General features: G+C 60.2%; 23 protein-coding genes. 2 read left to right on the forward strand and 21 right to left on the reverse strand.

Features of this window, described 5'->3' with window-relative positions; all coding sequences use genetic code 11:
* Positions 1–9: 9 nt before the first annotated feature.
* The 15 genes from PY308_RS15800 to urtA form a co-directional block, all read right to left on the reverse strand.
* A complete protein-coding gene (locus PY308_RS15800; RefSeq protein ID WP_275791161.1) occupies positions 10–681 on the reverse strand; it encodes an urease accessory protein UreF in 672 nt (223 codons plus the stop codon).
* Positions 674–1,141, reverse strand: a complete 468-nt coding sequence (ureE, locus tag PY308_RS15805) for an urease accessory protein UreE (RefSeq protein WP_275784339.1) — start codon at positions 1,139–1,141, stop codon at positions 674–676. The genes PY308_RS15800 and ureE overlap by 8 nt, the downstream gene beginning before the upstream one ends.
* A 102-nt stretch (positions 1,142–1,243) precedes the next feature.
* Entirely contained in the window at positions 1,244–1,783 is a 540-nt protein-coding gene (locus PY308_RS15810) for a peroxiredoxin (RefSeq protein ID WP_275791162.1), read from the reverse strand.
* Positions 1,784–1,949: 166 nt separating this feature from the next.
* Complete coding sequence (locus tag PY308_RS15815; RefSeq protein ID WP_434064262.1) at positions 1,950–2,627, reverse strand: TIGR02117 family protein; 678 nt, start codon at positions 2,625–2,627, stop codon at positions 1,950–1,952.
* A 25-nt stretch (positions 2,628–2,652) separates the two neighbouring features.
* Entirely contained in the window at positions 2,653–4,362 is a 1,710-nt protein-coding gene (gene ureC, locus PY308_RS15820; RefSeq protein ID WP_275784344.1) for an urease subunit alpha, read from the reverse strand.
* Positions 4,363–4,367: 5 nt separating this feature from the next.
* Positions 4,368–5,018 (reverse strand): Urease operon accessory protein, encoded by a 651-nt coding sequence (locus PY308_RS15825; protein WP_275784347.1) that lies wholly within the window; start codon positions 5,016–5,018, stop codon positions 4,368–4,370.
* A gap of 43 nt (positions 5,019–5,061) precedes the next feature.
* The gene (locus PY308_RS15830) at positions 5,062–5,367 is read right to left on the reverse strand and encodes an urease subunit beta (protein WP_275784350.1); all 306 of its coding nucleotides are present in this window, start codon (positions 5,365–5,367) and stop codon (positions 5,062–5,064) included.
* 16 nt (positions 5,368–5,383) lie between these two features.
* Positions 5,384–5,638 carry a DUF1272 domain-containing protein gene (locus PY308_RS15835; protein WP_275784352.1) on the reverse strand — a complete coding sequence of 85 codons (255 nt, stop codon included), beginning with the start codon at positions 5,636–5,638 and terminating at the stop codon, positions 5,384–5,386.
* A 10-nt stretch (positions 5,639–5,648) separates the two neighbouring features.
* Positions 5,649–5,951 (reverse strand): urease subunit gamma, encoded by a 303-nt coding sequence (locus PY308_RS15840; RefSeq protein ID WP_275784355.1) that lies wholly within the window; start codon positions 5,949–5,951, stop codon positions 5,649–5,651.
* 23 nt (positions 5,952–5,974) lie between these two features.
* On the reverse strand, positions 5,975–6,802 hold the full coding sequence (locus PY308_RS15845; RefSeq protein ID WP_275784358.1) for an urease accessory protein UreD: 828 nt from the start codon (positions 6,800–6,802) through the stop codon (positions 5,975–5,977).
* Positions 6,803–6,813: 11 nt separating this feature from the next.
* Positions 6,814–7,509, reverse strand: coding sequence for an urea ABC transporter ATP-binding subunit UrtE (gene urtE / locus PY308_RS15850; protein ID WP_275784361.1), 696 nt, complete (start codon positions 7,507–7,509; stop codon positions 6,814–6,816).
* Between the two features lie 204 nt (positions 7,510–7,713).
* The gene (urtD, locus tag PY308_RS15855; RefSeq protein WP_275784363.1) at positions 7,714–8,466 is read right to left on the reverse strand and encodes an urea ABC transporter ATP-binding protein UrtD; all 753 of its coding nucleotides are present in this window, start codon (positions 8,464–8,466) and stop codon (positions 7,714–7,716) included.
* Positions 8,467–8,471: 5 nt separating this feature from the next.
* On the reverse strand, positions 8,472–9,665 hold the full coding sequence (gene urtC / locus PY308_RS15860; protein WP_275784365.1) for an urea ABC transporter permease subunit UrtC: 1,194 nt from the start codon (positions 9,663–9,665) through the stop codon (positions 8,472–8,474).
* Positions 9,662–11,269 carry an urea ABC transporter permease subunit UrtB gene (gene urtB / locus PY308_RS15865; protein ID WP_275784367.1) on the reverse strand — a complete coding sequence of 536 codons (1,608 nt, stop codon included), beginning with the start codon at positions 11,267–11,269 and terminating at the stop codon, positions 9,662–9,664. Before urtB ends, urtC begins: the two co-directional genes overlap by 4 nt.
* A gap of 292 nt (positions 11,270–11,561) precedes the next feature.
* A complete protein-coding gene (gene urtA / locus PY308_RS15870; RefSeq protein ID WP_275784369.1) occupies positions 11,562–12,851 on the reverse strand; it encodes an urea ABC transporter substrate-binding protein in 1,290 nt (429 codons plus the stop codon).
* 223 nt (positions 12,852–13,074) lie between these two features.
* On the opposite strand from urtA, the gene PY308_RS15875 reads away from it, so the two are divergent.
* Both PY308_RS15875 and PY308_RS15880 read left to right on the forward strand, forming a co-directional pair.
* The gene (locus PY308_RS15875) at positions 13,075–16,461 is read left to right on the forward strand and encodes a hybrid sensor histidine kinase/response regulator (RefSeq protein ID WP_275784373.1); all 3,387 of its coding nucleotides are present in this window, start codon (positions 13,075–13,077) and stop codon (positions 16,459–16,461) included.
* Positions 16,454–17,380, forward strand: coding sequence for a response regulator transcription factor (locus tag PY308_RS15880; protein ID WP_275784375.1), 927 nt, complete (start codon positions 16,454–16,456; stop codon positions 17,378–17,380). Before PY308_RS15875 ends, PY308_RS15880 begins: the two co-directional genes overlap by 8 nt.
* Positions 17,381–17,390: 10 nt before the next feature.
* Here the strand turns inward: PY308_RS15880 and PY308_RS15885 are convergent, their stop codons facing one another.
* From PY308_RS15885 to livM, 6 genes are all read right to left on the reverse strand, one after another.
* Positions 17,391–17,780, reverse strand: coding sequence for a hypothetical protein (locus PY308_RS15885; protein ID WP_434064159.1), 390 nt, complete (start codon positions 17,778–17,780; stop codon positions 17,391–17,393).
* Positions 17,781–18,155: 375 nt separating this feature from the next.
* Complete coding sequence (locus PY308_RS15890; protein WP_275784377.1) at positions 18,156–19,277, reverse strand: branched-chain amino acid ABC transporter substrate-binding protein; 1,122 nt, start codon at positions 19,275–19,277, stop codon at positions 18,156–18,158.
* Positions 19,278–19,398: 121 nt separating this feature from the next.
* Positions 19,399–19,743 carry a DUF6867 family protein gene (locus PY308_RS15895; protein WP_275784379.1) on the reverse strand — a complete coding sequence of 115 codons (345 nt, stop codon included), beginning with the start codon at positions 19,741–19,743 and terminating at the stop codon, positions 19,399–19,401.
* A gap of 110 nt (positions 19,744–19,853) precedes the next feature.
* Positions 19,854–20,579 (reverse strand): ABC transporter ATP-binding protein, encoded by a 726-nt coding sequence (locus PY308_RS15900; RefSeq protein ID WP_275784381.1) that lies wholly within the window; start codon positions 20,577–20,579, stop codon positions 19,854–19,856.
* Positions 20,579–21,457 carry an ABC transporter ATP-binding protein gene (locus PY308_RS15905; protein WP_275784385.1) on the reverse strand — a complete coding sequence of 293 codons (879 nt, stop codon included), beginning with the start codon at positions 21,455–21,457 and terminating at the stop codon, positions 20,579–20,581. Before PY308_RS15905 ends, PY308_RS15900 begins: the two co-directional genes overlap by 1 nt.
* Positions 21,457–22,842: a high-affinity branched-chain amino acid ABC transporter permease LivM gene (gene livM / locus PY308_RS15910; protein WP_275784389.1), complete on the reverse strand. Its 1,386-nt coding sequence runs from the start codon at positions 22,840–22,842 to the stop codon at positions 21,457–21,459. The genes PY308_RS15905 and livM overlap by 1 nt, the downstream gene beginning before the upstream one ends.
* Positions 22,843–22,845 lie beyond the last annotated feature (3 nt).

Genomic DNA, 22,845 nt, shown 5'->3' on the forward strand with positions numbered 1-22,845 from the left:
GGTCATCGATCAGGACCGGAAGAGCCGCGAATGCAGGGTTTCATGGCGGAGAGCCGAAATATCGGCAAGAATGGATGCAGACCCCAGATCGTCCAGTGTGCTTGAGGCAGCTCTCGCAGCACTATCGGCGATGGACGGCTCCAGGGCGGCAAGCACGGCGACACCGTCCTTCTGGCCCGTGACGCCGCAGCGAATTGCCACCGACACGAGATTGGACACGGTTGCATGCAGATAGGCGGCCAAGGCAGGTTCGAGCCTGGTGCTGCACAGGCCGGCGACCGCACCCACAGCCACCGGATAGGCAACGGCACCGGCCAGGCCGGCATGAGGGATCGTCATCCAGGGCATAGCTGCGGTGAGAAAAGCCTCCCCCTGGAGCGTCGTTTCCCTATGGCGCTCATAGGAGCCAGCCATGGCTTCCGCCAGTTCCCTTACGCCCTCAAGTCTTTCTGCATTCCCGTGAAACCGGTAGCTTTCGGCAAGAAGCACAGCGTCGTTCCAGCCGGACCCATGGACGATCAGCACCCGCAGCCACGCCGTAAGCCCGGGCGCATCCCTGATAAGGCCATCGTGAACGGCCTGCTCGATCCCGCCCGAATAGGAAAAGGCGCCGATGGGAAACGCCGGCGACAGCCATGTCACCAGCCTCAGAAGCGCCGTCGTCTCAGCGTGATCACCCATGGGCGTGGTGATGGCCATGTCCGCCTGCGCCATGATAAGCGCCGCGCATCGGCTGGAATGGCTCTTTCACCTCAGAAACCGCCGCACCCAGCCCCTCAAGCATCGCCTTGATGACCGGATCGCGCAGGATGAAGATCCTGTCCTCCCGGATTTCGGCCGGCAGATGCCGGTTGCCGAGATGCCAGGCCAGTTCGATCAGATGCAGCGGGTCTTTTGCGCGGATATCGTAGAGAGGCTCCTCGACCGCACCGATTCGGACATACTCACCTGTATCCAGGACGAGCAGATCGCCATCGGCAAGCATTACCGGTTCTTTCAGATCGAGCATCACCACATCGTCATTGTCGAGATGCAGCAGCTTGCGGCGCAGGTGACGCTGGTCGTGCGGCAGGGCCAGCCTGTGCAACACCGCCCTGTCAGTCGGGCCGGGCGACAGGATTTCGGTCGAACGATAGGGCATTCGGCAAACCTTTCGATGGATCAACCCACTGTAACCATAAAAAAATCCGGCGCCAGACCAAAGAGGTCCGGCACCGGATTCACATCATGCAAACAGCATTGCTCAAGCAGCGATTTTTTCAGATTTCAGCGCGCTGAGAATGTTCTGCGGCGAGGACACACTATAGGGATCGCTGTCGCAATTGTCCGAATAACCTTCTTCTTCGAACCACTGTTCGACGGCGCCATTGTTGATGATGGCAGCATAGCGCCAGGAGCGCATGCCGAAGCCGAGATTATCCTTGGCAACGAGCATGCCCATCTTACGGGTGAACTCGCCGGAACCATCGGGGATCAGCTTGACGTTCTGAAGGTTCTGCGACTTGCCCCAGGCATTCATGACGAAGGCGTCGTTGACCGAGATGCAATAGATGGCGTCGATGCCTTCCGCACGGAATTCACCAGCCAGCTTTTCGAAATCGGGAAGCTGGAAAGTCGAGCAGGTCGGCGTAAAGGCGCCGGGAAGCGAAAACAGAATGACGCGCTTGCCGCCGAAATAATCCTCGGATGTTACATCCTGCCAGCGATACGGATTGGGGCCGCCGACGGCTTCATCGCGAACGCGGGTACGGAAAGTTACGGACGGCACTCTTCTGCCAACGATCATGGTCATCTCCTTGAGAAACGAACTTCCGGCGCGGCAGGCTTGGGAGGAACCCGGCGCGAAGCTCAAGAAATCTTTCTACAATAAACCCTGCTGCAGTGCAGCACTCGAGAGGACAAAAACAGCTGTCGCATGGCTGCCCTGCGGTCTGCGCATGGCACGGGCTTCATCCGTTGTGAAGCGCCAGCGATGCCCGCAGCGAGGAAGGCACCGGGTTCCACCAGCCGGTGCTTAGCCCTGCCTCGCGCAAGCCCGCAGCCGTCCAGGTATTGCAGCCAAGCGCGGCGCTAAACCAGCCATTGGCCTCGAAAAAGCGGTCGTTCGTGCCATAGCCGGCACCTGCGATGGCTCTAATTCCACCACCCTCGACCGAGAAACTCGCTTCGATAAAAGACAACAGCTTCTCATAGCCGTCATCCGACACAACGAAGGCTGTCACATGTTCGGAAGGCTGGACGATCTCGCGGGCGATATCCGCGTGAATGACGGCGCGATCCAGCGTCAGACCCTTCAGGAGTGGACCCGGTTTCAGCTCGGCCCATGTCGGCGTCTCCATATAAAAGGCCCGCCCGCCCCAGCCGAAGACCAGCCACCGTGCGTCAGGATGCGCGACCGGCATCCCGCTTTCGCCAAGAAACGGAAAGCGGGCCAGCGTTTCGGCGTCGATCGGAATGGCAATATCCGTATGGATCGGGTTCGACAGAACGAGAATACGCCGTGTCGCCGCTTCCGTCCGCACGCTCTCGGCAGACGGCAGAAACGGGCGCGGCAAGACGGTGCCGAGCGCAAAGATCAGGGCCAGGACCGCAGCAATTGCGGCGAACCAGCGCATGATGCGTTTCAGGCGAGCAAACACAGCCTGTCGCGAACTAGAACAGGAAATAGCGCTGCGCCATCGGCAGCACGGTCGCCGGTTCGCAGGTCAGCAATTCTCCATCGGCGCGCACTTCATACGTCTCCGGATCCACCTCCATATGCGGCGTGAGGTCGTTGTGGACCATCGAATGCTTGCCGATACCCCCACGAGTATTCTGCACCGCCACCAGATCCTTGGCGACACCAAGCCGCGCCTTCAGCCCTGCATCGAGCGAAGCCTGCGACACGAAGGTGACCGAGGAATTCGTCCGGTTCTTGCCATAGGCGCCGAACATCAGGCGGTAATGCACCGGCTGCGGTGTGGGGATCGAGGCATTGGGGTCGCCCATCGGCGCCGCCGCAATCGAGCCGCCGAGCAGCACCAGTTCCGGCTTGACGCCGAAAAAGGCCGGGTTCCAGAGGACGAGATCGGCACGCTTTCCGACTTCGACCGAGCCGACCTGATGGCTGACGCCATGGGCGATGGCGGGGTTGATCGTATATTTTGCAATATACCGCTTCACCCGGAAATTGTCGTTCTCGCCGGTCTCCTGGGCCAGGCGACCGCGCTGGCGTTTCATCTTGTCCGCCGTCTGCCAGGTACGGATCGCCACTTCGCCGACGCGGCCCATCGCCTGACTGTCGGAAGAAATGATCGAGAAGGCGCCGATATCGTGCAGGATATCCTCGGCCGCGATCGTCTCCTTGCGGATGCGGCTTTCTGCAAAGGCGATGTCTTCCGGAATGGAGGGCGACAAATGATGGCAGACCATCAGCATGTCGAGATGTTCGGCCAGCGTGTTTTTGGTATAGGGCCGCGTCGGATTGGTGGACGAGGGAATGACGTTCGGCTGGCCGCAGATCTTGATGATATCTGGCGCGTGGCCGCCGCCTGCCCCTTCCGTGTGGAAGGCGTGTATGGTGCGCCCCTTGATGGCGGCGATCGTATCCTCGACGAAGCCGCTTTCGTTCAGCGTATCGGTGTGGATCATCACCTGCACGTCATATTCGTCGGCCACCGAGAGGCAGCAATCGATCGCCGCCGGGGTCGTGCCCCAGTCCTCGTGTAGTTTCAGCGAACTTGCACCCGACATGACCATCTCGACAATTCCGGCCGGCAGCGACGCATTGCCTTTTCCCGCGAGCGCCAGGTTCATCGGAAAGGCATCGAAACTCTCGATCATCCGTTCGATATGCCAGGCACCGGTGCAGGTCGTGGCGAGCGTCCCGTGCGCCGGTCCGGAGCCGCCGCCGAGCATGGTGGTGATGCCGCTCATCAGCGCTTCCTCGATCTGCTGCGGGCAGATGAAGTGGATATGGCTGTCCATGCCGCCCGCGGTAACGATCTTGCCCTCGCCGGCAATGGCCTCAGTCGAGGGGCCGACGATGATCGTGACGCCCGGCTGCGTGTCCGGATTGCCGGCCTTGCCGATGCCGACGATGCGGCCGTTTTTCAACCCGATATCGGCTTTGACAATTCCCGTATGATCGACGATCAGGGCATTGGTGATAACAGTATCGACGGCCCCGTCGGCGCGCGTCACCTGGCTCTGCCCCATACCGTCGCGAATGACCTTGCCGCCGCCGAACTTCACCTCTTCGCCATAGATGGTGAAGTCCTTCTCCACCTCGATGAACAGTTCCGTATCCGCCAGCCGGACCTTGTCGCCCGTGGTGGGGCCGAACATATTGGCATAGGCCGCGCGCGACATTTTGTAGGACATGGGTCTTAGGCTCCCTGAGCAATGGCGGGTAAGAAATTATCATCGAAACGCGAAAGCCGTGCTGTTGCAACCAGCGCATCGACATAGCGGCGTTCTGCTGCAAACGGATGCCCGGCCCAGCCGGCGTGACCGAAACCAGAAAGTACCACCCGATCACCACGCAGGCGGACGTTTGCCAGCACCTCGGCAATCACGATCAGGCCGCTGCTCGGCACGACATAGCGGCGGGCATGGAACGGTTTCAAACCTGTATCGACGCTGTCATGCACAGAGCCCGGAATGACGCGGAAGGAGCGGCCGGTCGCCTTGGCGAAAGCACGAAAGCCATCTGTATAGTCGTCGCAGAGATCGTTGAGATCCGGGTGGTGTCTCTCGATATCAGGCCGCAATGCCTGCAGTTTTTCGGCTGACCTGACACACCAGATGGCGCCTGCCTGTCGCACGGCAGCGCTTGTTTTCCACGCGCCGCCGCCAAGCATGGCTAATGCCGGACGCCCGGTATTGCAGACGGCGACGATATCGGTTTTCACGCCCCCTGCGCCGCAGGACCGGCAGTCGTTGAAGCGGATGACCATATCGGCAGCATCAATGACAGCAGCAGCGCCATCGGCAACCGGCCCGTTTCCGACGATCATGATGGTCCGGCCTGCTGTCACGTGTGCTCCATCTCCGGACGCTGGACCTGCACAGGCCACAGACTCATAACTTGCCCATGACCTGCTGCCGGAAGCCGTAGACTTCGCGCTTGCCGGAAAAGGGGATGAGCGTGACGTTGCGCATCTGTCCGGGCTCAAAGCGCACGGCGGTTCCCGCCGGGATATCCAGCCGCCTGCCATGCGCCAGGCTGCGGTCGAAGGAAAGACCAGCATTGGTTTCGGCAAAATGATAATGGCTGCCCACCTGGATCGGCCGGTCGCCGGTGTTCGACACCTGCAACGTTACCGTTTCCAAGCCCGCGTTCAGTTCGATCTCGCCGCTGTCGGCAATGATTTCACCGGGAATCATACTCAATCTCTCCTGTTCAGGCAGCCTTGATCGGTGCGCAGCCGTCCGCCTTTAAGACACGCTCCGTGGATGCTGGAAATTTGCCAAGCTTCGCCGCGGGCCGTACGGGCCGGCGAACGAGTTCGCCGCCGCAATTGGGGCATTTCCCGTGAAGAACCTCCGATGCACAATGCGTGCAGAAGGTGCATTCGAAACTGCAGATCATTGCCTCGCGCGTGCCGGGCGGCAGGTCCTTGTTGCAGCACTCGCAGTTTGGTCTCAATTGCAGCACGGTGCACCCTTCAGCGAATGGGTTCGTGGACAGTCACCAGCTTGGTGCCGTCCGGAAACGTCGCTTCGATCTGGATGTCGTGGATCATCTCGGGAATACCCTCCATGACCTGATCGCGGGTGATGACATGCGCTCCCGCTTCCATCAGCTCGGCCACCGAACGTCCGTCGCGCGCGCCTTCGACCACATAGTCGCTGATCAAGGCGATTGCCTCGGGATGGTTGAGCTTCACCCCGCGCTCCAGACGCCGGCGTGCTACGATGGCCGCCATGGAGATCAACAACTTGTCTTTTTCACGGGGAGTGAGGTTCATAGAGCCACCAGATTTCGCATCGATTACAGGTTCCAGACTTTCGGCACAGAGGCGTCCTTGCGCAAGCACGAAATCATCGGAATGATGATTTTTCTCAAGGCATACCCATCGGCCGCCGCGACACGGGATATCAGCTTGTCGTGTCCGCACACATGAAGCCGGCTTACGCCGCCCCCGGCGCCAACAATGGCTCGCAGTGCGTCCAGGTAGAGCTCGCAGCCCGCCCCCGTGTAGAACAGAGTCGCGAAGGCGACCTGCTCCCCAAGCACGGCATTTTCAGCCACGAGCGCCGCGACGTCTCCCGAAAACCTCAGGTTTTCCGCATGAAACAGCCTACCCTCCTTTCGGATGCGCCAGCGATCCTCGAACAGACCCGTGCGCATCGCCTCACCCATGGCCTTGCGTCCCATAAGGACGGCTTCCACGGCCAGGAATTCGCCGCCGTCCGCAATATCGACTTCAAGCCGGCGCGACAGGGAGGCACGGTCGAACAGGATCGTCTCCTGCGGCAGCCAATGAACCGTCGCCCCGGTCCCCACGGTAATCGCCGTGTCGACGGTCGCCGTGCCGGCGCTTGCCTTGTAGATTTTCTCGCAGGCCTGCGTTGTCAGCGTCAGGTGCGTCCCCTCGCCCGCCGAAAATTCCCACTCCAGATGATCGCCGCCGGTCAGCCCGCCCGAACTGTTGATCAGCACCGCTTCCATCGTTGCATCGAACGTATCGGGCAGGCGGATCTTGGCGCATCCTTCCTGATAGAATTCCGAAAGCCGCGTGCGCCCGGCAAAAGGCTTTGCCACGAGCCGCCCCTTGCCCCATGCCCTTTGCGGAGCGATTGCCGCAGCTTCAGCCATAAAATCCGCCGTTAAACCGTAAGGTGGCGGCGTGCTTCCGGCGTGTCCAGCGTCTCTGCCGGCCCTTGATGCACGATCTCGCCCCGATCCATGATGTAGACATGGTCTGCAAGCTCGCGGCAGAAGTCAAGATATTGTTCCACCAAGAGAATCGCCATCCCCGTGGAGTCGCGCAGATATTGGATCGCCCGGCCAATATCCTTGATGATCGACGGTTGGATGCCCTCGGTCGGCTCGTCGAGCACGAGAATTTTCGGCCGCGTCACCAGCGCCCGGCCGATCGCCAGTTGCTGCTGCTGCCCACCGGAGAGATCGCCGCCACGACGCCCCAGCATGGTCTGCAAAATGGGAAACAGACTGAAAATATCGTCGGGAATGAAACGATCCTTGCGGGCCACCGGCGCGTAGCCCGATTCCAGATTTTCCTTTACCGTCAGAAGCGGAAAAATCTCCCGTCCCTGCGGCACGAAACCGATACCGTGCTTGGCGCGATTATAGGGCGCCATGCCGTTCAGCTCGGTACCGTTGAAGGTGATGGATCCGGCACTCGGCCCATGCTGGCCGGTGATCGCCCGAAGCAGGCTGGTCTTGCCGACGCCGTTGCGACCGAGCACACAGGTAATCTTTCCCATGGGTGCCGTAATGGAGACGCCGCGCAATGCCTGGGCAGCGCCATAGTGGAGATTGATGTTGTCGACGGTCAGCATGGGGCACCTTTACTTTTTGAGGAGGCCTTACCCCCCTCTGTCGGCGACGCCGACATCTCCCCCACAAGGGGGGAGATCACAACGAGCTTTTGAGCAAATAAGGGAAAAGGCCAATCTCCCCCCTTGTGGGGGAGATGTCGCGAAGCGACAGAGGGGGGTGCCGCCACGGGCATCATCGTCAATGACAGAACAACTGACCTCATCTCACCGCCCCAGATAATTCTCGATCACCTTCGGATCATTGCTGACGAAATCGATCGAACCTTCGGCCAGCACCGAACCTTCGGCAAGGCACGTCACCTTGACCCCCAGATCACGAATGAAGCCCATGTCGTGCTCGACGACGACGACCGAACGGGTCTTGGCGATTTCCTTCAGAAGCACGGCCGTCTCGCTGGTCTCGGCATCGGTCATGCCAGCCACCGGCTCGTCGACGAGAAGCAGCTTCGGCTCCTGCGCCAGAAGCATGCCGATCTCCAGCCATTGTTTCTGCCCGTGGGAGAGATTGGCGGCGAGATCGTCCTTGCGGGCGGTCATGCGCACCGTCTCCAGAATCTCCTCGATGCGCGCCTTGTCAGCGGGTGTGAGACGATAGAACAGGGTCGAAAACACACCACGCTTCCGGTTCAGCGCCAGCTCGATATTGTCCCAGACCGTGTGGCTCTCGAACACCGTCGGCTTCTGGAACTTGCGGCCAATGCCGAGCTGGGCGATATCGGCTTCGTCTTTCTTCGTCAGATCGATATCGCCGTTGAAGAAGACCTTGCCGCTATCTGGCCGGGTCTTGCCGGTGATGATATCCATCATCGTCGTCTTCCCGGCACCGTTCGGGCCGATAATCGCGCGCAGCTCTCCCGGCTCGACAACGAAGGACAGGGAATTCAGTGCCCTGAAGCCGTCGAAGGACACGGAAACACCGTCGAGATACAGCAGGCTATTGGAAGTTTTTGCATCCATCGATCTTACTCCGCAGCCTGGGGTTCGAGGGAAGGCATCGGACCTTCAGCCTTTGCTGCGGCCTTGTCCTGATAGGCTTTTTCAACGGCATCCGCTTTCTTCTGTTCCCTGCGGGAAGACATGAACTGCTGGACCGTGCCGACCACACCCTTCGGCAGGAACAGCGTCGTGGCGACGAACAGGGCGCCCAGCGCAAAGAGCCAGAATTCCGGGAAGGCGGCAGTGAAGATGCTCTTCCCGAAATTGACGAGGATGGCGCCGATGATCGGTCCGATCAGGGTGCCGCGCCCACCCACTGCCGTCCAGATGACGACTTCGATCGAGTTTGCCGGCGCAAACTCACCAGGATTGATGATGCCGACCTGCGGCACGTAAAGGGCGCCGGCAACGCCCGCCATCATGGCCGAAACCGTGAAGATGAAGAGCTTCATGTTCTCCACCCGATAACCGAGGAAGCGGGTGCGGCTTTCGGCATCGCGGACCCCGACCAGCACCTTGCCGTATTTCGAGCGGACGATGGCGGAGCTGAGGATGAGCGCCAGCGCCAGCGCCGTAGCCGTTGCGGCAAACAGCGCCGCACGGGTTCCGCCGGCCTGCACGTTGAAGCCGAGGATTTCCTTGAAATCGGTCAGACCGTTATTGCCGCCGAAGCCCATCTCGTTGCGGAAAAACGCGAGAAGCAGGGCATAGGTCATCGCCTGGGTAATGATCGACAGATAAACGCCGGTGACACGCGAGCGGAAGGCGAGCCATCCAAAGACGAAGGCGAGCAGGCCGGGCACCAGCAGAACCATCAGCGCGGCAAATGCGAAGTGATTGAAACCGTACCAGTACCAGGGCAGTTCGTTCCAGTTGAGAAAGACCATGAAATCCGGCAGCAGCGGATTGGCGTAAACGCCGCGGTCGCCGATCTGGCGCATGAGATACATGCCCATGGCGTAGCCGCCGAGCGCGAAGAAGGCGCCGTGGCCCAGGGAAAGAATGCCGCAATAGCCCCAGACAAGATCAAGCGCCAGCGCCAGCAGTGCATAGCAGAGATATTTGCCGAGCAGCGGCACCAGATGTCCCGGCACATGGAAGAAAGTGTCGGCCGGAATGAGCAGGTTCGACAGTGGAACGAAGACTGCGGCAATGAGGATGATGAAGACTGCCCAGAGCGTCTTCTTCTCGTGCCGGCTGAACAGCATTTGCGAAATCATTGTTCGATCGCCCTTCCCTTGAGCGCGAACAGGCCGCGTGGCCGCCGCTGGATGAACAGGATGATGAGGATGAGGATGAGGATTTTGCCGAGCACCGCGCCGGCATAGGGCTCCAGGAACTTGTTGGCGATGCCGAGCGTCAGGGCGCCCACGAGCGTGCCCCAGAGATTGCCGACGCCGCCGAAAACCACGACCATGAAGCTGTCGATGATGTAGTTCTGGCCGAGATTGGGCGAGACATTGTCGATCTGGCTGAGTGCCACGCCGGCAATGCCGGCAATGCCCGAGCCGAGGCCGAAGGTCAACGCATCCACCCAGGGTGTGCGGATGCCCATGGAGGAGGCCATGCGCCGGTTCTGGGTGACGGCGCGCATCTGCAGGCCGAATTTCGAGCGCTTCAGAAGAAGCAACAGCGCCACGAAGACGGCCATCGAAAAGACGATGATCCACATGCGGTTATAGGTGATGGCAAGGCCGCCGAATTCGAAAGCGCCGGACATCCAGCTCGGATTGTCGACCTGGCGGTTGGTCGGGCCGAAGATCGTGCGGATCGCCTGCTGCAGGATCAGCGAAATGCCCCATGTCGCAAGCAGCGTCTCCAGCGGCCGGCCGTAGAGCCAGCGGATGACGCTGCGCTCGATCCCGACGCCGACGAGGCCAGTAAACAGGAAGGCGGCGGGCACGGCGAAAGCCAGCGAATAGGTGGCGAGTTCAGGAGAAATCGCGCTCAGCGACTGCTGTACCACATAGGTCGTATAGGCACCGAGCATGACCATTTCGCCATGCGCCATATTGATGATGCCCATGACGCCGAAGGTGATCGCAAGACCGATGGCGGCAAGGAGAAGAACAGAGCCGAGCGACAGGCCGTACCAGATGTTCTGCGCCACATCCCAAAGGGCGAGACTGCCCTGGATCGCGCTCATATGCTTTTCGATGGCAGGCTTCAGGTCATCCGGAGCGGTGCTGAGAGCCATGCTCAGGATCGTCAGCGCATCGCGGTTTCCGCGGGCGGCGATCATCTCGATGGCGGCACTCTTTTCCTCGACACTGGCATCGGTCTTCAGCAGGATGACGGCGCGCGCCGCCTCCATTGTGGTCTTGATCTCGGCGTCTTTTTCCTGCGCCAGGGCTGAATTCAGCAATTCCAGATTGTCGGGGTTTGCATCCTTGAGAAGGTCACGCGACGCAGCCAAACGGGCCGCCCTGTCCGGGCTCAAGAGCGTCAGTTGGCTGAGGGCGGCGCCGATTGCACCGCGCAATCCGTTGTTCAGGCGGATCTTGGCAAGGTTGCCGGGAGCGTCCGCGACCGGCGCGCCGGTGAGGACGTCGACATAGGTTCCGGCATCGGCGCCTTCGAGATAGACTTTACCGCCGGTTTTCGGGGCGTAGAGTTTACCGTCGCTGAGATTTTGCAGGATTTCGCCAACCTTGGGATCACCGGAAGCGGCAAGCGACTTGACCGCCTCTATTTTCTGCGGAAAACCGCCGATACCCAGCGCATTGACATAGGACCGAATGGTTTCCTGCGCATGCAGGCCGGTGGCCAAACAACTAAGCAGCAGGCAGGTAGCGACAAGAAAGGTCTGGATGGCGCGATACATGGCTCGTCTTGTTCCGTTCGCTGGCGCTTTGATCTCGAATGGCGCGTTTCCCGCCACTGCATGCATAAAGTTTCCGCAACGGGCTCGCATGATCCCCGGCTTTTCAGGGTAAAGGCGCAAAATCCTTGGACCCCGTGCATAGACAAGCAGAAAACGTGCCAGACGCTGGCGTGCGGGGAGAGGTCTCCATCCGGACGAAAACCCGGACGGAGATTGATGATGAGAATAACGACGTGATCAAATATTGCAGGAAGCGGCGGGGCCGCTTCCTAATATACTGGCCTTGATAAAATCAGGAGCCTTTGCCACCGCATTTGCCGGTGGCAACGTTGAAGTTGCCGCAGGACATCGGCTTGCGCCAATCGGAGATCAGATCCTTAGAGTCCGGCAGATAGTCGGACCATTCGTCACCGACCACGGCCGGTGTTTCCTGAACGATCTCGAACTGGCCGTCGGCCTGGATCTCTCCGATCAGGACAGGCTTGGTGATGTGGTGGTTCGGCATGACGGTGGAATAGCCGCCCGAAAGGTTCGGGACGGATGTGCCGATGATCGTGTCGAGAACGACGTCGGTATCCGTCGTCCCGGCAGCTTCGACAGCCTTGACCCAGGCGGAAAAGCCGATATAGGCGGCTTCCATCGGGTCGTTGGTCACGCGCTTGTCGTTCTTGGTGAACGTCTGCCACTGCTTGATGAACTCGGCATTGACGGGCGCATCGACGGACTGGAAGTAGTTCCAGGCAGCCAGATGACCAACGAGCGGCTTGGTGTCGAGACCGGCCAGCTCTTCTTCACCGACCGAGAAGGCGACGACGGGAATGTCTGTTGCCTTGATGCCCTGGTTGCCCAGTTCCTTGTAGAACGGCACGTTGGCGTCGCCGTTGATCGTCGAAACGACGGCGGTCTTCTTGCCGGCCGATCCGAATTCCTTGATCTTGGCAACTTCCGTCTGCCAGTCGGAGAAGCCGAACGGCGTGTAGTTGATGAGGATGTCTTCCTTCGCGATGCCCTTCGAGATCAGATAGGCTTCAAGGATCTTGTTGGTCGTGCGCGGATAGACATAGTCGGTGCCTTCGAGCACGAAGCGCTCGACGCCTTCCGTGGCCATCAGGTAATCGACGGCCGGGATCGCCTGCTGGTTCGGCGCGGCACCCGTGTAGAAGATGTTGCGCGAGGATTCTTCACCCTCGTACTGGACCGGGTAGAACAGAATCGAGTTCAGCTCTTCGAAAACCGGCAGAACCGACTTGCGCGACGACGAGGTCCAGCAACCGAATACGGCCGAAACCTTGTTGACCGAAATCAGCTCGCGGGCCTTTTCGGCAAACAGCGGCCAGTCGGACGCCGGATCGACAACGACGGCTTCGAGTTTCTTGCCGAGAAGGCCGCCCTTCTTGTTCTGCTCTTCGATGAGCATCAGCATGGCGTCCTTGAGCGTCGTCTCGGAAATCGCCATGGTGCCAGACAGCGAGTGAAGAACGCCGACCTTGATCGTGTCTTCCTGAGCAATTGCAGGGGACATTGCTGTCGCAGCGAGTGCCGCGGCCAGAAATGCGCCCATGACGTGAGATTTGAATTTCATTGTGAACCCCTCTAGTTCTCTAACGACGGCGTCTTGGGAGACCTTTAACCGTTCGTAAACAGACTATCTGCCGGGGTGCAGGAATCCTGTATACGTCAATTGACGTAGATGCCGGGGCGAAGTGTGCAATGCAGCGTATTAAGCGGCCGGATCTTCTGTGCTACCTGTCAGTCACGGCGGACGAAACACGCTCAAGGCCGCAGCAAGGAACCCAGCTTAACCGATGACAGCACGCCAGCGCATTATTCCGGTCCGGCGCGAATATAACCGTTGGGTGGCCAACCAGACGCTGGAAGACTATGCGCTGCGTTTTACGGCCAAGAGCGCCCGGCAATTTTCCTCCCAGCGCATCTCGCAAACCGCTATCGGTGCGATCTCGTTCCTGGCGCTGGAGGCGATCGGCGGCGCCATCACCCTTTCCTATGGCACGACGAACGCCGTCATCGCCATACTGGTCGCCAGCCTCGTCATGCTTGGCGTCGGCATTCCCATCAGCCGCTACGCCATCCGCCACGGCGTCGATATCGATCTTCTGACGCGCGGCGCGAGCTTCGGCTATATCGGCTCGACCATCACCTCGCTGATCTACGCATCGTTTACCTTCATGCTCTTTGCCATCGAGGCCTCGATCATGTCGGCGGCGTTGGAACTGGCACTCGGCATTCCGCTCTGGGTGGGCTACATCATCAGCGCGGTCATGGTGATCCCGCTTGTCACGCACGGCGTGCGGCTGATCAGCAAGTTCCAACTGATCACGCAGCCCTTCTGGATCATCCTCAACATCGCGCCCTTCATCTTCATCGCGCTGGCAGACTGGGAGAAGTTCGACCTCTGGCTGGCCTTTGCCGGGTCGGAAAACCCGGCTGGCGCTCCGGGTTCGTTGGCACCCTTTTCCCTTGCGGAATTCGGCGCGGCTTCGGCCGTCATTCTGGCGCTGATGGCGCAGATCGGTGAACAGGTCGATTTTCTGCGCTTCCTGCCGCCGGAGGGCCAGCAAAAGCTGCACCACCGGATCGCGATTTTTCTGGCAGGTTCCGGCTGGGTGATCGTCGGCGCGCCAAAACTACTTGCAGGCTCGTTTCTCGTTGTCCTGTGTCTCAGCGCCGGGGTTCCCGTCGAGGACGCCGCCGACCCGGCGCATATGTATCTGACCGCCTTCGGCTACATGATCCCCTGGCACGATGCGGCCCTTCTGCTGATGGCGGCCTTCGTCGTGGTGTCGCAGTTGAAGATCAACGTGATGAACGCCTATGCCGGTTCGCTCGCCTGGTCGAACTTCTTTTCCCGACTCACCCATAGCCACCCCGGACGCGTCGTCTGGCTGATGTTCAACGTGGCAATCGCGCTTCTCCTGATGGAACTCGGCATCTACAAGCTGCTGGAGGAAACCCTCGGCATTTTCTCGATCATTGCGATGTCGTGGCTCTGCACCATCTCGGCCGACCTGTTCATCAACAAACCGCTGGGACTTGCGCCGCCGAATATCGAGTTCAAGCGCGCTCATCTTTACGATATCAATCCCGTCGGCGTCGGCTCCATGGCGCTGTCTGCCGTCGTTGCGCTCACCGCGCATTTCGGCGTCCTCGGCGCGATGGCAGCGTCCATGGCGCCCTATATCGCGCTGGTCACAGCCTTCATCGCCTCGCCCGCCATCGCCTTCGCCACGAAAGGCAAATATTATCTCGCCCGCAAGCCGCGCCAGAGCTGGAAGAAGCTCTCGACCGTCACCTGCTCGATCTGCGAACATCCGTTCGAACCGGAAGACATGGCCTGGTGCCCGGCCTATTCCGCGCCGATCTGCTCGCTCTGCTGCTCTCTCGACAGCCGCTGTCACGACATGTGCAAGCCGCATGCGCGCTTCAATGCGCAGGTCGCCGTGGTCGCCAAGACATTGTTGCCCCAGAAGGTCACCGAGACGCTATCCTCCCGGCTTGGCCGTTACGGTATTGCCGTGGTTCTTTCCATTGCCTGCATCGGCGCTATTCTTGCGATGATAGCGCACCAGACCGGCACGGCATCGCCGGAAACGGCATCGGTCATCAACCGGACGGTGGGTGTCGTCTTCTTCGTCTTTGCGGTCGTGACTGGCGTCGTCTGCTGGTTCTATGTGCTCGCCCATGACAGCCGGCTCGTCGCGGAAGAGGAATCCTCGCGCCAGAACACGCTGCTGCTCAAGGAAATCGCCGCGCACAAGAAGACCGATGCGGCCCTGCAATATGCCAAGGAAACGGCCGAAGCCGCGAACCGCGCCAAGAGCCGTTATGTCGTCGGCCTCAGCCACGAATTGCGGACCCCGCTGAATGCCGTTCTCGGCTATGCCCAGATTCTTGAGCGCGACGAGACCATTCCCGCCCCGCGGCAAAGCGCGATCAAGGTCATCAAGCGCAGCGCCGATCATCTGTCCGGCCTGATCGACGGGCTGCTGGATATATCGAAGATCGAGGCCGGGCGGCTGCAGGTCTATTCCAACGAGATCCATATCCAGGATTTCCTCGACCAGATTACGGACATGTTTCGCCCGCAGGCGCAGGCCAAGGGGCTGGTTTTCCATCACGAACGCGCCAGCGCCCTGCCCCAGTATGTCCGCACGGACGAGAAACGGCTGCGCCAGATCCTCGTCAACCTGCTGTCCAACGCGATCAAATTCACCGATGCCGGCACAGTCCGCTTTGATGTCGCCTATCGAAGCCAGGTCGCCACCTTCACCGTTTCCGATACCGGCCGCGGGATTTCGCAGGCCGACCTGCCACGCATCTTCGAGCCTTTCCAGCGCGGCGAGGCCGAGCATATCCGGCCGATGCCGGGTCTTGGGCTGGGGCTGACCATCACCCGGCTTCTCACCCAGACGCTCGGCGGCGACATTGCCGTGGACAGCGAGCGTGACAAAGGCTCAACCTTCCGCGTCCGGCTGATGCTGTCGGCCATCAGCCGCCCGACCGCCACGCTGCCGTCGGTGCGCAAGATCGCCGGCTATGCCGGTCCGCGCCGAACCATCGTGGCTGTGGATGACAATGAGGATCATCGTGATCTCATGCGGGAAGTTCTCATGCCTCTCGATTTTGTCGTGCTGACGGCAGCCAGCGGTACGGAATGCCTGACGTTGATCGAGGGCATCCAGCCGGATCTGTTCCTGATCGACATCTCCATGCCCGGAATGAACGGCTGGCAGCTGGTCGCCCGACTGCGCGATCACGCACAGACGGCGCCGATCATCATGCTTTCGGCCAATATCGGCGACGGGACCGCTGCCAACGGCCAAACAGGCCACAATGACACGCTTGCCAAGCCCTTCGATATCCGCCAGTTGCTGGACAAGCTGGCAGTGCAGCTGGCCCTCGAATGGGTCTATGGAGATACGGTCTCCCAACCGAAGGCGCGACCGGCAGGCATTGTGAAATCGCCCGGTGCAGACCATGTAGAGGAACTGATCAGGCTCGGTGAAATCGGCTATGTCCGCGGTATAGAGGCCAAACTCGCCGATCTCGCAAGAGCCGAGGAAAACCAGCCCTTCGCTGAGGCGGTTAGAACCTATGTCCAGGCTTTCGACCTTGCCGGCTATGCCAACTTCCTGCAAAACATCAACAGGCAAGGGAGACCCGCAGGTGAGTGAAACAGCGCATCCACGCGATATCGTGCTCATCGTGGATGACAGCCCGGAAACGCTGGGCTTTCTCACCGATGCGCTGGAGCAATCGGGATTCTCTGTCCTGATCGCGACATCGGGCCAGGCGGCGCTGAACATCGTCGATCGCATCACGCCGGATATCATTCTGATGGACGCGGTCATGCCGGGCATGGACGGCTTCGACACCTGCCGCAGTCTGAAAGCCAATCCCGGAATTGCGCAGGTCCCGGTCATCTTCATGACGGGCCTCACCGAGACGGAACATATTGTCCATGCGCTGGAATCCGGTGGTGTCGATTATCTCTCCAAGCCGATCAACATCGACGAACTGCGCGCCCGCATCCGCGTGCATCTCGCCAATGCACGCTCGGCACAGAGTGCCCGCGTGGCGCTGGATGCGGCGGGGCGGCATCTCCTTGCCGTGCGCTCGACCGGCGGCATCCAATGGTCGACGCCCCAGGCGACGCGCCTCGTCAACGCGGCAACGGGCCGCGACGACGGACTGGATACGCTGGCCGGTCATATCGCCACATGGCTCGGGGATCGCGAAAAGCAGGGCTCGGGGAAGGACGCTGCGTTTTTCATCCAGCAGAATGGCCAGCCTGTCCTGCAACTGGCCTTTCTCGGCGCCATCGGCAGCGACGAATATCTCTTCCGCCTGACCGGCGTCAGCCAGACCTCCGACGACGAAACCCTCCGCCAGAGTTTCGCCCTCACCGTGCGCGAGGCGCAGGTTCTGCTCTGGATCGCCAAGGGCAAGTCCAACCGGGACATCGGCGAAATCCTCGGGCTTAGCGCCCGCACCGTGAACAAGCACCTGGAACAGATTTACGTGAAGCTCGGCGTGGAAAACCGGGCCTCCGCGGCGGTCAAGGCAGCAAACGCCCTGCGCCGGGAGCAATGACCGGCCCGGTTCAGAAGGAGCGCGGCGGCACGAACAGGCAGAGCGTCCGGCTTTTTTCTTCGCCAGCGAGAGAGCACCAGTGGAACTCTCCGTCCGGCGAGGTTCGGACCCGCGTGTCGCTATAGGGCACGACTTCGCCGGTGACGTTGACAACATAGCCCTGTGGACGCTCGCTGATCGCCTTGGTTGCAACCGGCCGGCAATCCTGGTTCGAACAGCACGAGAACGGATAACTCCAGCCGGATGGAGCATCATGGGCGTGAGCGGACGCTGCGGACAGGGCTGTGCCGGCCAGAGCGAACAGAAGTGGTCTCCAGCGGCGCGCCAATTCAGCGGCAAGGCGGGAGGCAATCGGGTTGGCGTGTTTGCCTGTGCGGCAGATGACTGTTGGAAAGCGCATGAACAACTCCTCAGTTGGGACCAGTTCCATCCCATCCCTGGAGTGCTTCTCCCGCATCCGGCGACCACCCGACAGTGTGCGGGCGTGACATCGGCAGGATTGCCCTGCATCCGTTCCATGGCAGCGGCCGCCACTTTCGAAGCGACTCAACTGCCTGCCTTATATTTAGGCAGTATCTACCGATTTCACAAAACGGCAACCGGCCCGACACCAGATTTTTGCTGCGTTGCAACATAGCAACAAGACCCCGGCCGCACCGGCGATGCCGCATAGGAATTTCTCTCCTAATTATATAATAGCGCTCAAATGCAGAAAGGCCCGGCAATGCCGGGCCTTTCGCGATCCAAGAGAACCGACTGGCTCTATCCGAAACGATTACTTTGCGTTTTCGAAGTAGCTGAACTTGCCGTCGTCGCCCTTTTTCCAGGTGTACATGACGTAGTCCGGGCGGGTGATGTCGCCCTTGTCGTCATAGCCGAACTCGCCGATCACGGTCTTGAACGGGCCCTTGCCCTTGATGTTGCCGGCAACTGCCTGCGGATCGTTGCCGCCGGTCGTCTTTGCGGCTTCCGCGATGACCTGCAGGGCAGCATAGGAGTAGAGCGTGTAGGCTTCAGGCTCGAAACCTGCAGCGCGGAACTTTTCAACGAGTTCCTTGGCGTTCGGGTTCTTGCGCGGATCCGGAGCAAAGGTCATCAGGGTGCCATCGACAGCGTCGCCGGCGATCGAAGCGAGTTCGTTCGAGACAATGCCGTCGCCGGACATGACAGTGGCCTTCAGGCCCTGGTCAGCCATCTGGCGCATGATAAGGCCGGCTTCCGTATGCAGGCCGCCGTAGTAAACCAGCGAGACGCCGGCTTCCTTCATCTTGGCGATCAGGGCCGAAAAATCCTTGTCGCCAGCCGTGATGCCTTCGTAGACGGCTTCGGTGACGCCGGCTTCGTTCATGGCAGCCTTGGTCAGGTCAGCAAGGCCCTGGCCATAAGGTGTCTTGTCGTGAACAACAGCAACCTTGGCGTCCTTGAAGTTTGCAGCGATGTAGGCACCGGCAACGGCGCCCTGCTGGTCGTCACGGCCACAGGTGCGGAACGTGTTCCACAGGCCCCGTTCGGTGAAGGTCGGGTTGGTGGAAGCAGGCGTGATCTGCAGGATGCCGTTTTCAGCATAAACTTCGGAAGCCGGGATCGAAACGCCGGAGTTGAAATGGCCGATAACAAACTTCACGCCGTCAGCAACGAACTTGTTGGCAACGGAAACGCCCTGCTTCGGGTCGGAAACGTCGTCGCCGAGCACGATCTTGATCTGTTCGCCGTTGATACCGCCGGCAGCATTGATGTCAGCGGCGGCCTGCTCTGCGCCCTTCTGAAGCTGAGCGCCGAAAGCAGCGTTCGGTCCCGTCAGCGGGCCAGCGACACCAACCAGCAGGTCAGCCCATGCATTGCCGCTGAAAGCGACCATTGCGGTCAGCGCGACAGCCGACAAAAGTGACTTCTTCATCTTGTAACTCCCAAAAAATTGAGCGGGTGCAGCTTTAACCGTTTACGATACCCACTATCATCGCACCGGTATTCTTGTCTCCACGGACAGCGCAACTGCACCGCCACGGGATTCCCTCTTGTTATTTCGACCGCCACGAAAAGGGCGAAGCCTTCTCGTAGAGCCAGTAGTAGTTGTTCGTCATCTGCTTCGTCCGGTAGTAACGATAACCGGCCGTAGCGAAAAACAAAAGCACGATCGTGTCAACGATATAGAACTGCACACCCAGAATGGTGCCGTTGAAAAGTGCATGGTGAATGAAGCGGATCGCGGCGCCAAGAAGCAGCGTGTAGATCACCAGCACGCCGTAACTGCTCCAGCCTTCGGCAGCACTCTTGCCGGTACGCCAGGCCGTCCATCCGCCCATCAGCACCGTCACGAATGCGAATTGCAGAACCGTCGGTTCCTCGTAGAGAATGCCTTGCATTCAGTGTCTCCCTTCAAAACGCATTGGGGATCCAGGATCACCGCCAAGCGCTTCTGCGTACCGAAATCGACGCCCCGCCGGCCGGCACAAAGGCCGCCGGCAGGATGCCATCAATGATGACCGCCTTCGAGATAGGCGGCGCGCACTTCCGGATTGGCGAGCAGTTCCTTGCCGCTACCGCTCATGGTCACCTTGCCGTTCACCATCACGTAGCCGCGATGCGACAGTTTCAGTGCCGCAAAGGCATTCTGCTCGACGAGGAAGACGGTCAGGCCTTCCTCCTCGTTAAGCTTGCGGATCGCCGCGAAGATGCTCTTGACGATGAGTGGCGCCAAGCCCAGCGACGGCTCGTCCAGCAACAGAAGCTTCGGGCGCGCCATCAGGGCGCGGCCGATCGACAGCATCTGCTGCTCGCCGCCCGAGAGCGTGCCGCCACGCTGCGCCTGCCGCTCCTTAAGCCGCGGGAACAATGTGAAGATCTTCTGCACGTCCTCGTCGAAATACTTCAGATTGTCGAGGCTCGCGCCCATCTGCAGATTTTCGTAGACGGTCATGCGCGGAAAAATACGGCGGCCTTCCGGCGACTGGGCAATCCGCAGCCGGGCAATCTCGTGCGTCGGCATTCGGGTGATGTCCTGGCCATCGAACACGACCGCGCCGGTCCGGGCCTGCGGGCTGCCGCAAATGGTCATCATCAGCGTCGACTTGCCGGCACCGTTGGCGCCGATCATGCTGACGATCTCGCCACGCTTGACCTCGACATCGACGCCGGCCAGAGCCCGGATATTGCCGTAATAGGTCTCGACAGCTTTCACATGCAGGAGGGTCTCGCTCATCAGACCGTACCTCCCGGTGCGATGTGCTCGATCTCTTCGATCACCTCTTCGACCTCATCATCTTCGACCCCGAGATAGGCGGCGATCACCTTCGGATCGTTCTTCACATGGTCCGGATCGCCGTCGGAAATCTTCTGGCCGTATTCCAAGACGACGACATGGTCGGAAATCTCCATGACCACGGACATATCGTGTTCGATCAGCAGAACGGACGTTCCCGTATCCTTGCGGATGCCGCGCAACAACTCGTTGAGCGCCAGCGATTCGCGTGGGTTCAGCCCGGCCGCCGGTTCGTCCAGGCAAAGAAACTCAGGCCCGGTGCACATGGCGCGGGCAATTTCCAGACGCCGCTGGGCCCCGTAGGGAAGATCGCCGGCCGGATCGTCGGCGCGGTCGGTGAGACTGGCCTTGTCGAGCCAGTATTTCGCCAGTTCGATCGATTCGGCCGAAGCGCGTTTGTAGGCGGGGAAGCCGAGCAGGCCGAGGATGGTGTAGCCGGAGGCCAGCATCAGCTTGTTGTGCTGGGCGACAAGCAGGTTTTCAAGCACGGTCAGCCCCGAAAACAGTCGGATATTCTGAAACGTGCGGGCAACCTTCGCATCGCGGTTGACCTCGAAGTCCGACATGCGCTCGAGCAGAAATTCCTTGCCCGCCTTCTGGCGCATCGTGATCATGCCCATCGTCGGCTTGTAAAAGCCTGTGATGCAGTTGAACACGGTGGTCTTGCCGGCGCCGTTCGGCCCGATCAGCGCTGTGATATCACCGCGAAAGGCTTCGAACGACAGGTCGTTGATGGCCATCAGGCCGCCGAAGCGCATCGACAGATGCTCGACTTTGAGAATTGCGTCTTTCGTCATCGTACTCGTTCCGGCCATCATCAACCGTGACCTTCCTTGGTGAAGCTGCCGGAGACACTCTTGCGTTCGCGCAGGAATGCCGTTGGTTCGCGCGAACCGACAAAGCCGCGGGGCTTCCAGACCATGACGATGATCATGGCGAGACCGAAGATCAGCATACGGTAGAGTTCCGGCGTGAAATCTGGCCCGAAGATATGCTTCAGGAATTCCATTTCACGCAGCAGTTCTGTTCCGCCGATCATGACGGTCGCGGCGACCGCGATGCCGACCAGCGAGCCCATGCCGCCGAGAACCACGATAGCGAGGATGATCGCGGACTCCAGAAACACGAAGCTTTCCGGCGACACGAATCCCTGGCGTACAGCGAAGAACGAGCCCGCGAAACCTCCGAACATGGCGCCTGTCGCAAAGGCCGTCAGCTTGGTCGTTACCGTGTTGATGCCGAGCGAGCGGCAGGCGATCTCATCCTCGCGAAGCGCTTCCCAAGCGCGTCCGATCGGCATGCGGCGCAGGCGGATCGTTACGAAGGCGGTCAGCATGCACAGCGCCAGCGCCAGATAGAACAGGAAGATCTTGTAGTAGGACGACGACATCGGTAGCCCGAAGACCTTGGCAAAATTGTTCGCGGCGCTGACGTCGAAGGACCAGATGCCGAAAACGCTTGCCTTCGCGATGCCGGAGATCCCGAATGTCCCCTTTGTCACGGCAGTCCAGTTGATCAGAACCAGACGGATGATTTCGCCGAAAGCCAACGTCACGATCGCCAGATAGTCACCCTTCAGGCGCAGCACCGGGAAGCCCAGGACGATGCCCCAGAGAGCCGCGAAAATGCCGGCCAACGGCAGGAGAATCCAGAACGAAAGGCCAAAATGCGATGACAGCAGGGCGTAGGAATAGGCGCCGACGGCATAGAAGGCGACATAGCCGAGATCGAGAAGGCCGGCGAGACCCACCACGATATTCAGGCCCCAGGCGAGCATCACATAGATGAGGATCTGAATGCCGAAATTGTCGACCCATTTCAGGGAGCCCTGGAAACCGAACAGCGCCACCATGACAGGCGGATAGACGATCAATGCCAGCACGGCGATCATGCTGAAATGGCGAACAAAGAAACTGGCATCCTTGACCGGGGCAGCGGCTTTCGTTGCCTTGCGCTCGGCGAGCCAGGGACGGATGAAAGCGACCGACAGGAAACGGCCGACCATGGCGATGATCACGAAGATCGCCAGCAGACCCCAGCGCTGAACCAGAATGAGCTCGTTCAGAATGTTCTGGTCGGTTTTCAGACCGACGAAGAGGACGAAGAGCCCAAGCGACACGAGACCAGCATAAAAGGCCTCGCGCAGTGCCTTCGCCATCAGACTGCCGCCCGCGCTCTCGTTGGTGTGCGAAATATTTGCCATGGG

This window comes from Pararhizobium gei (genome assembly GCF_029223885.1).
In the GTDB taxonomy this organism is placed as follows: Bacteria; Pseudomonadota; Alphaproteobacteria; order Rhizobiales; family Rhizobiaceae; genus Pararhizobium; species Pararhizobium gei.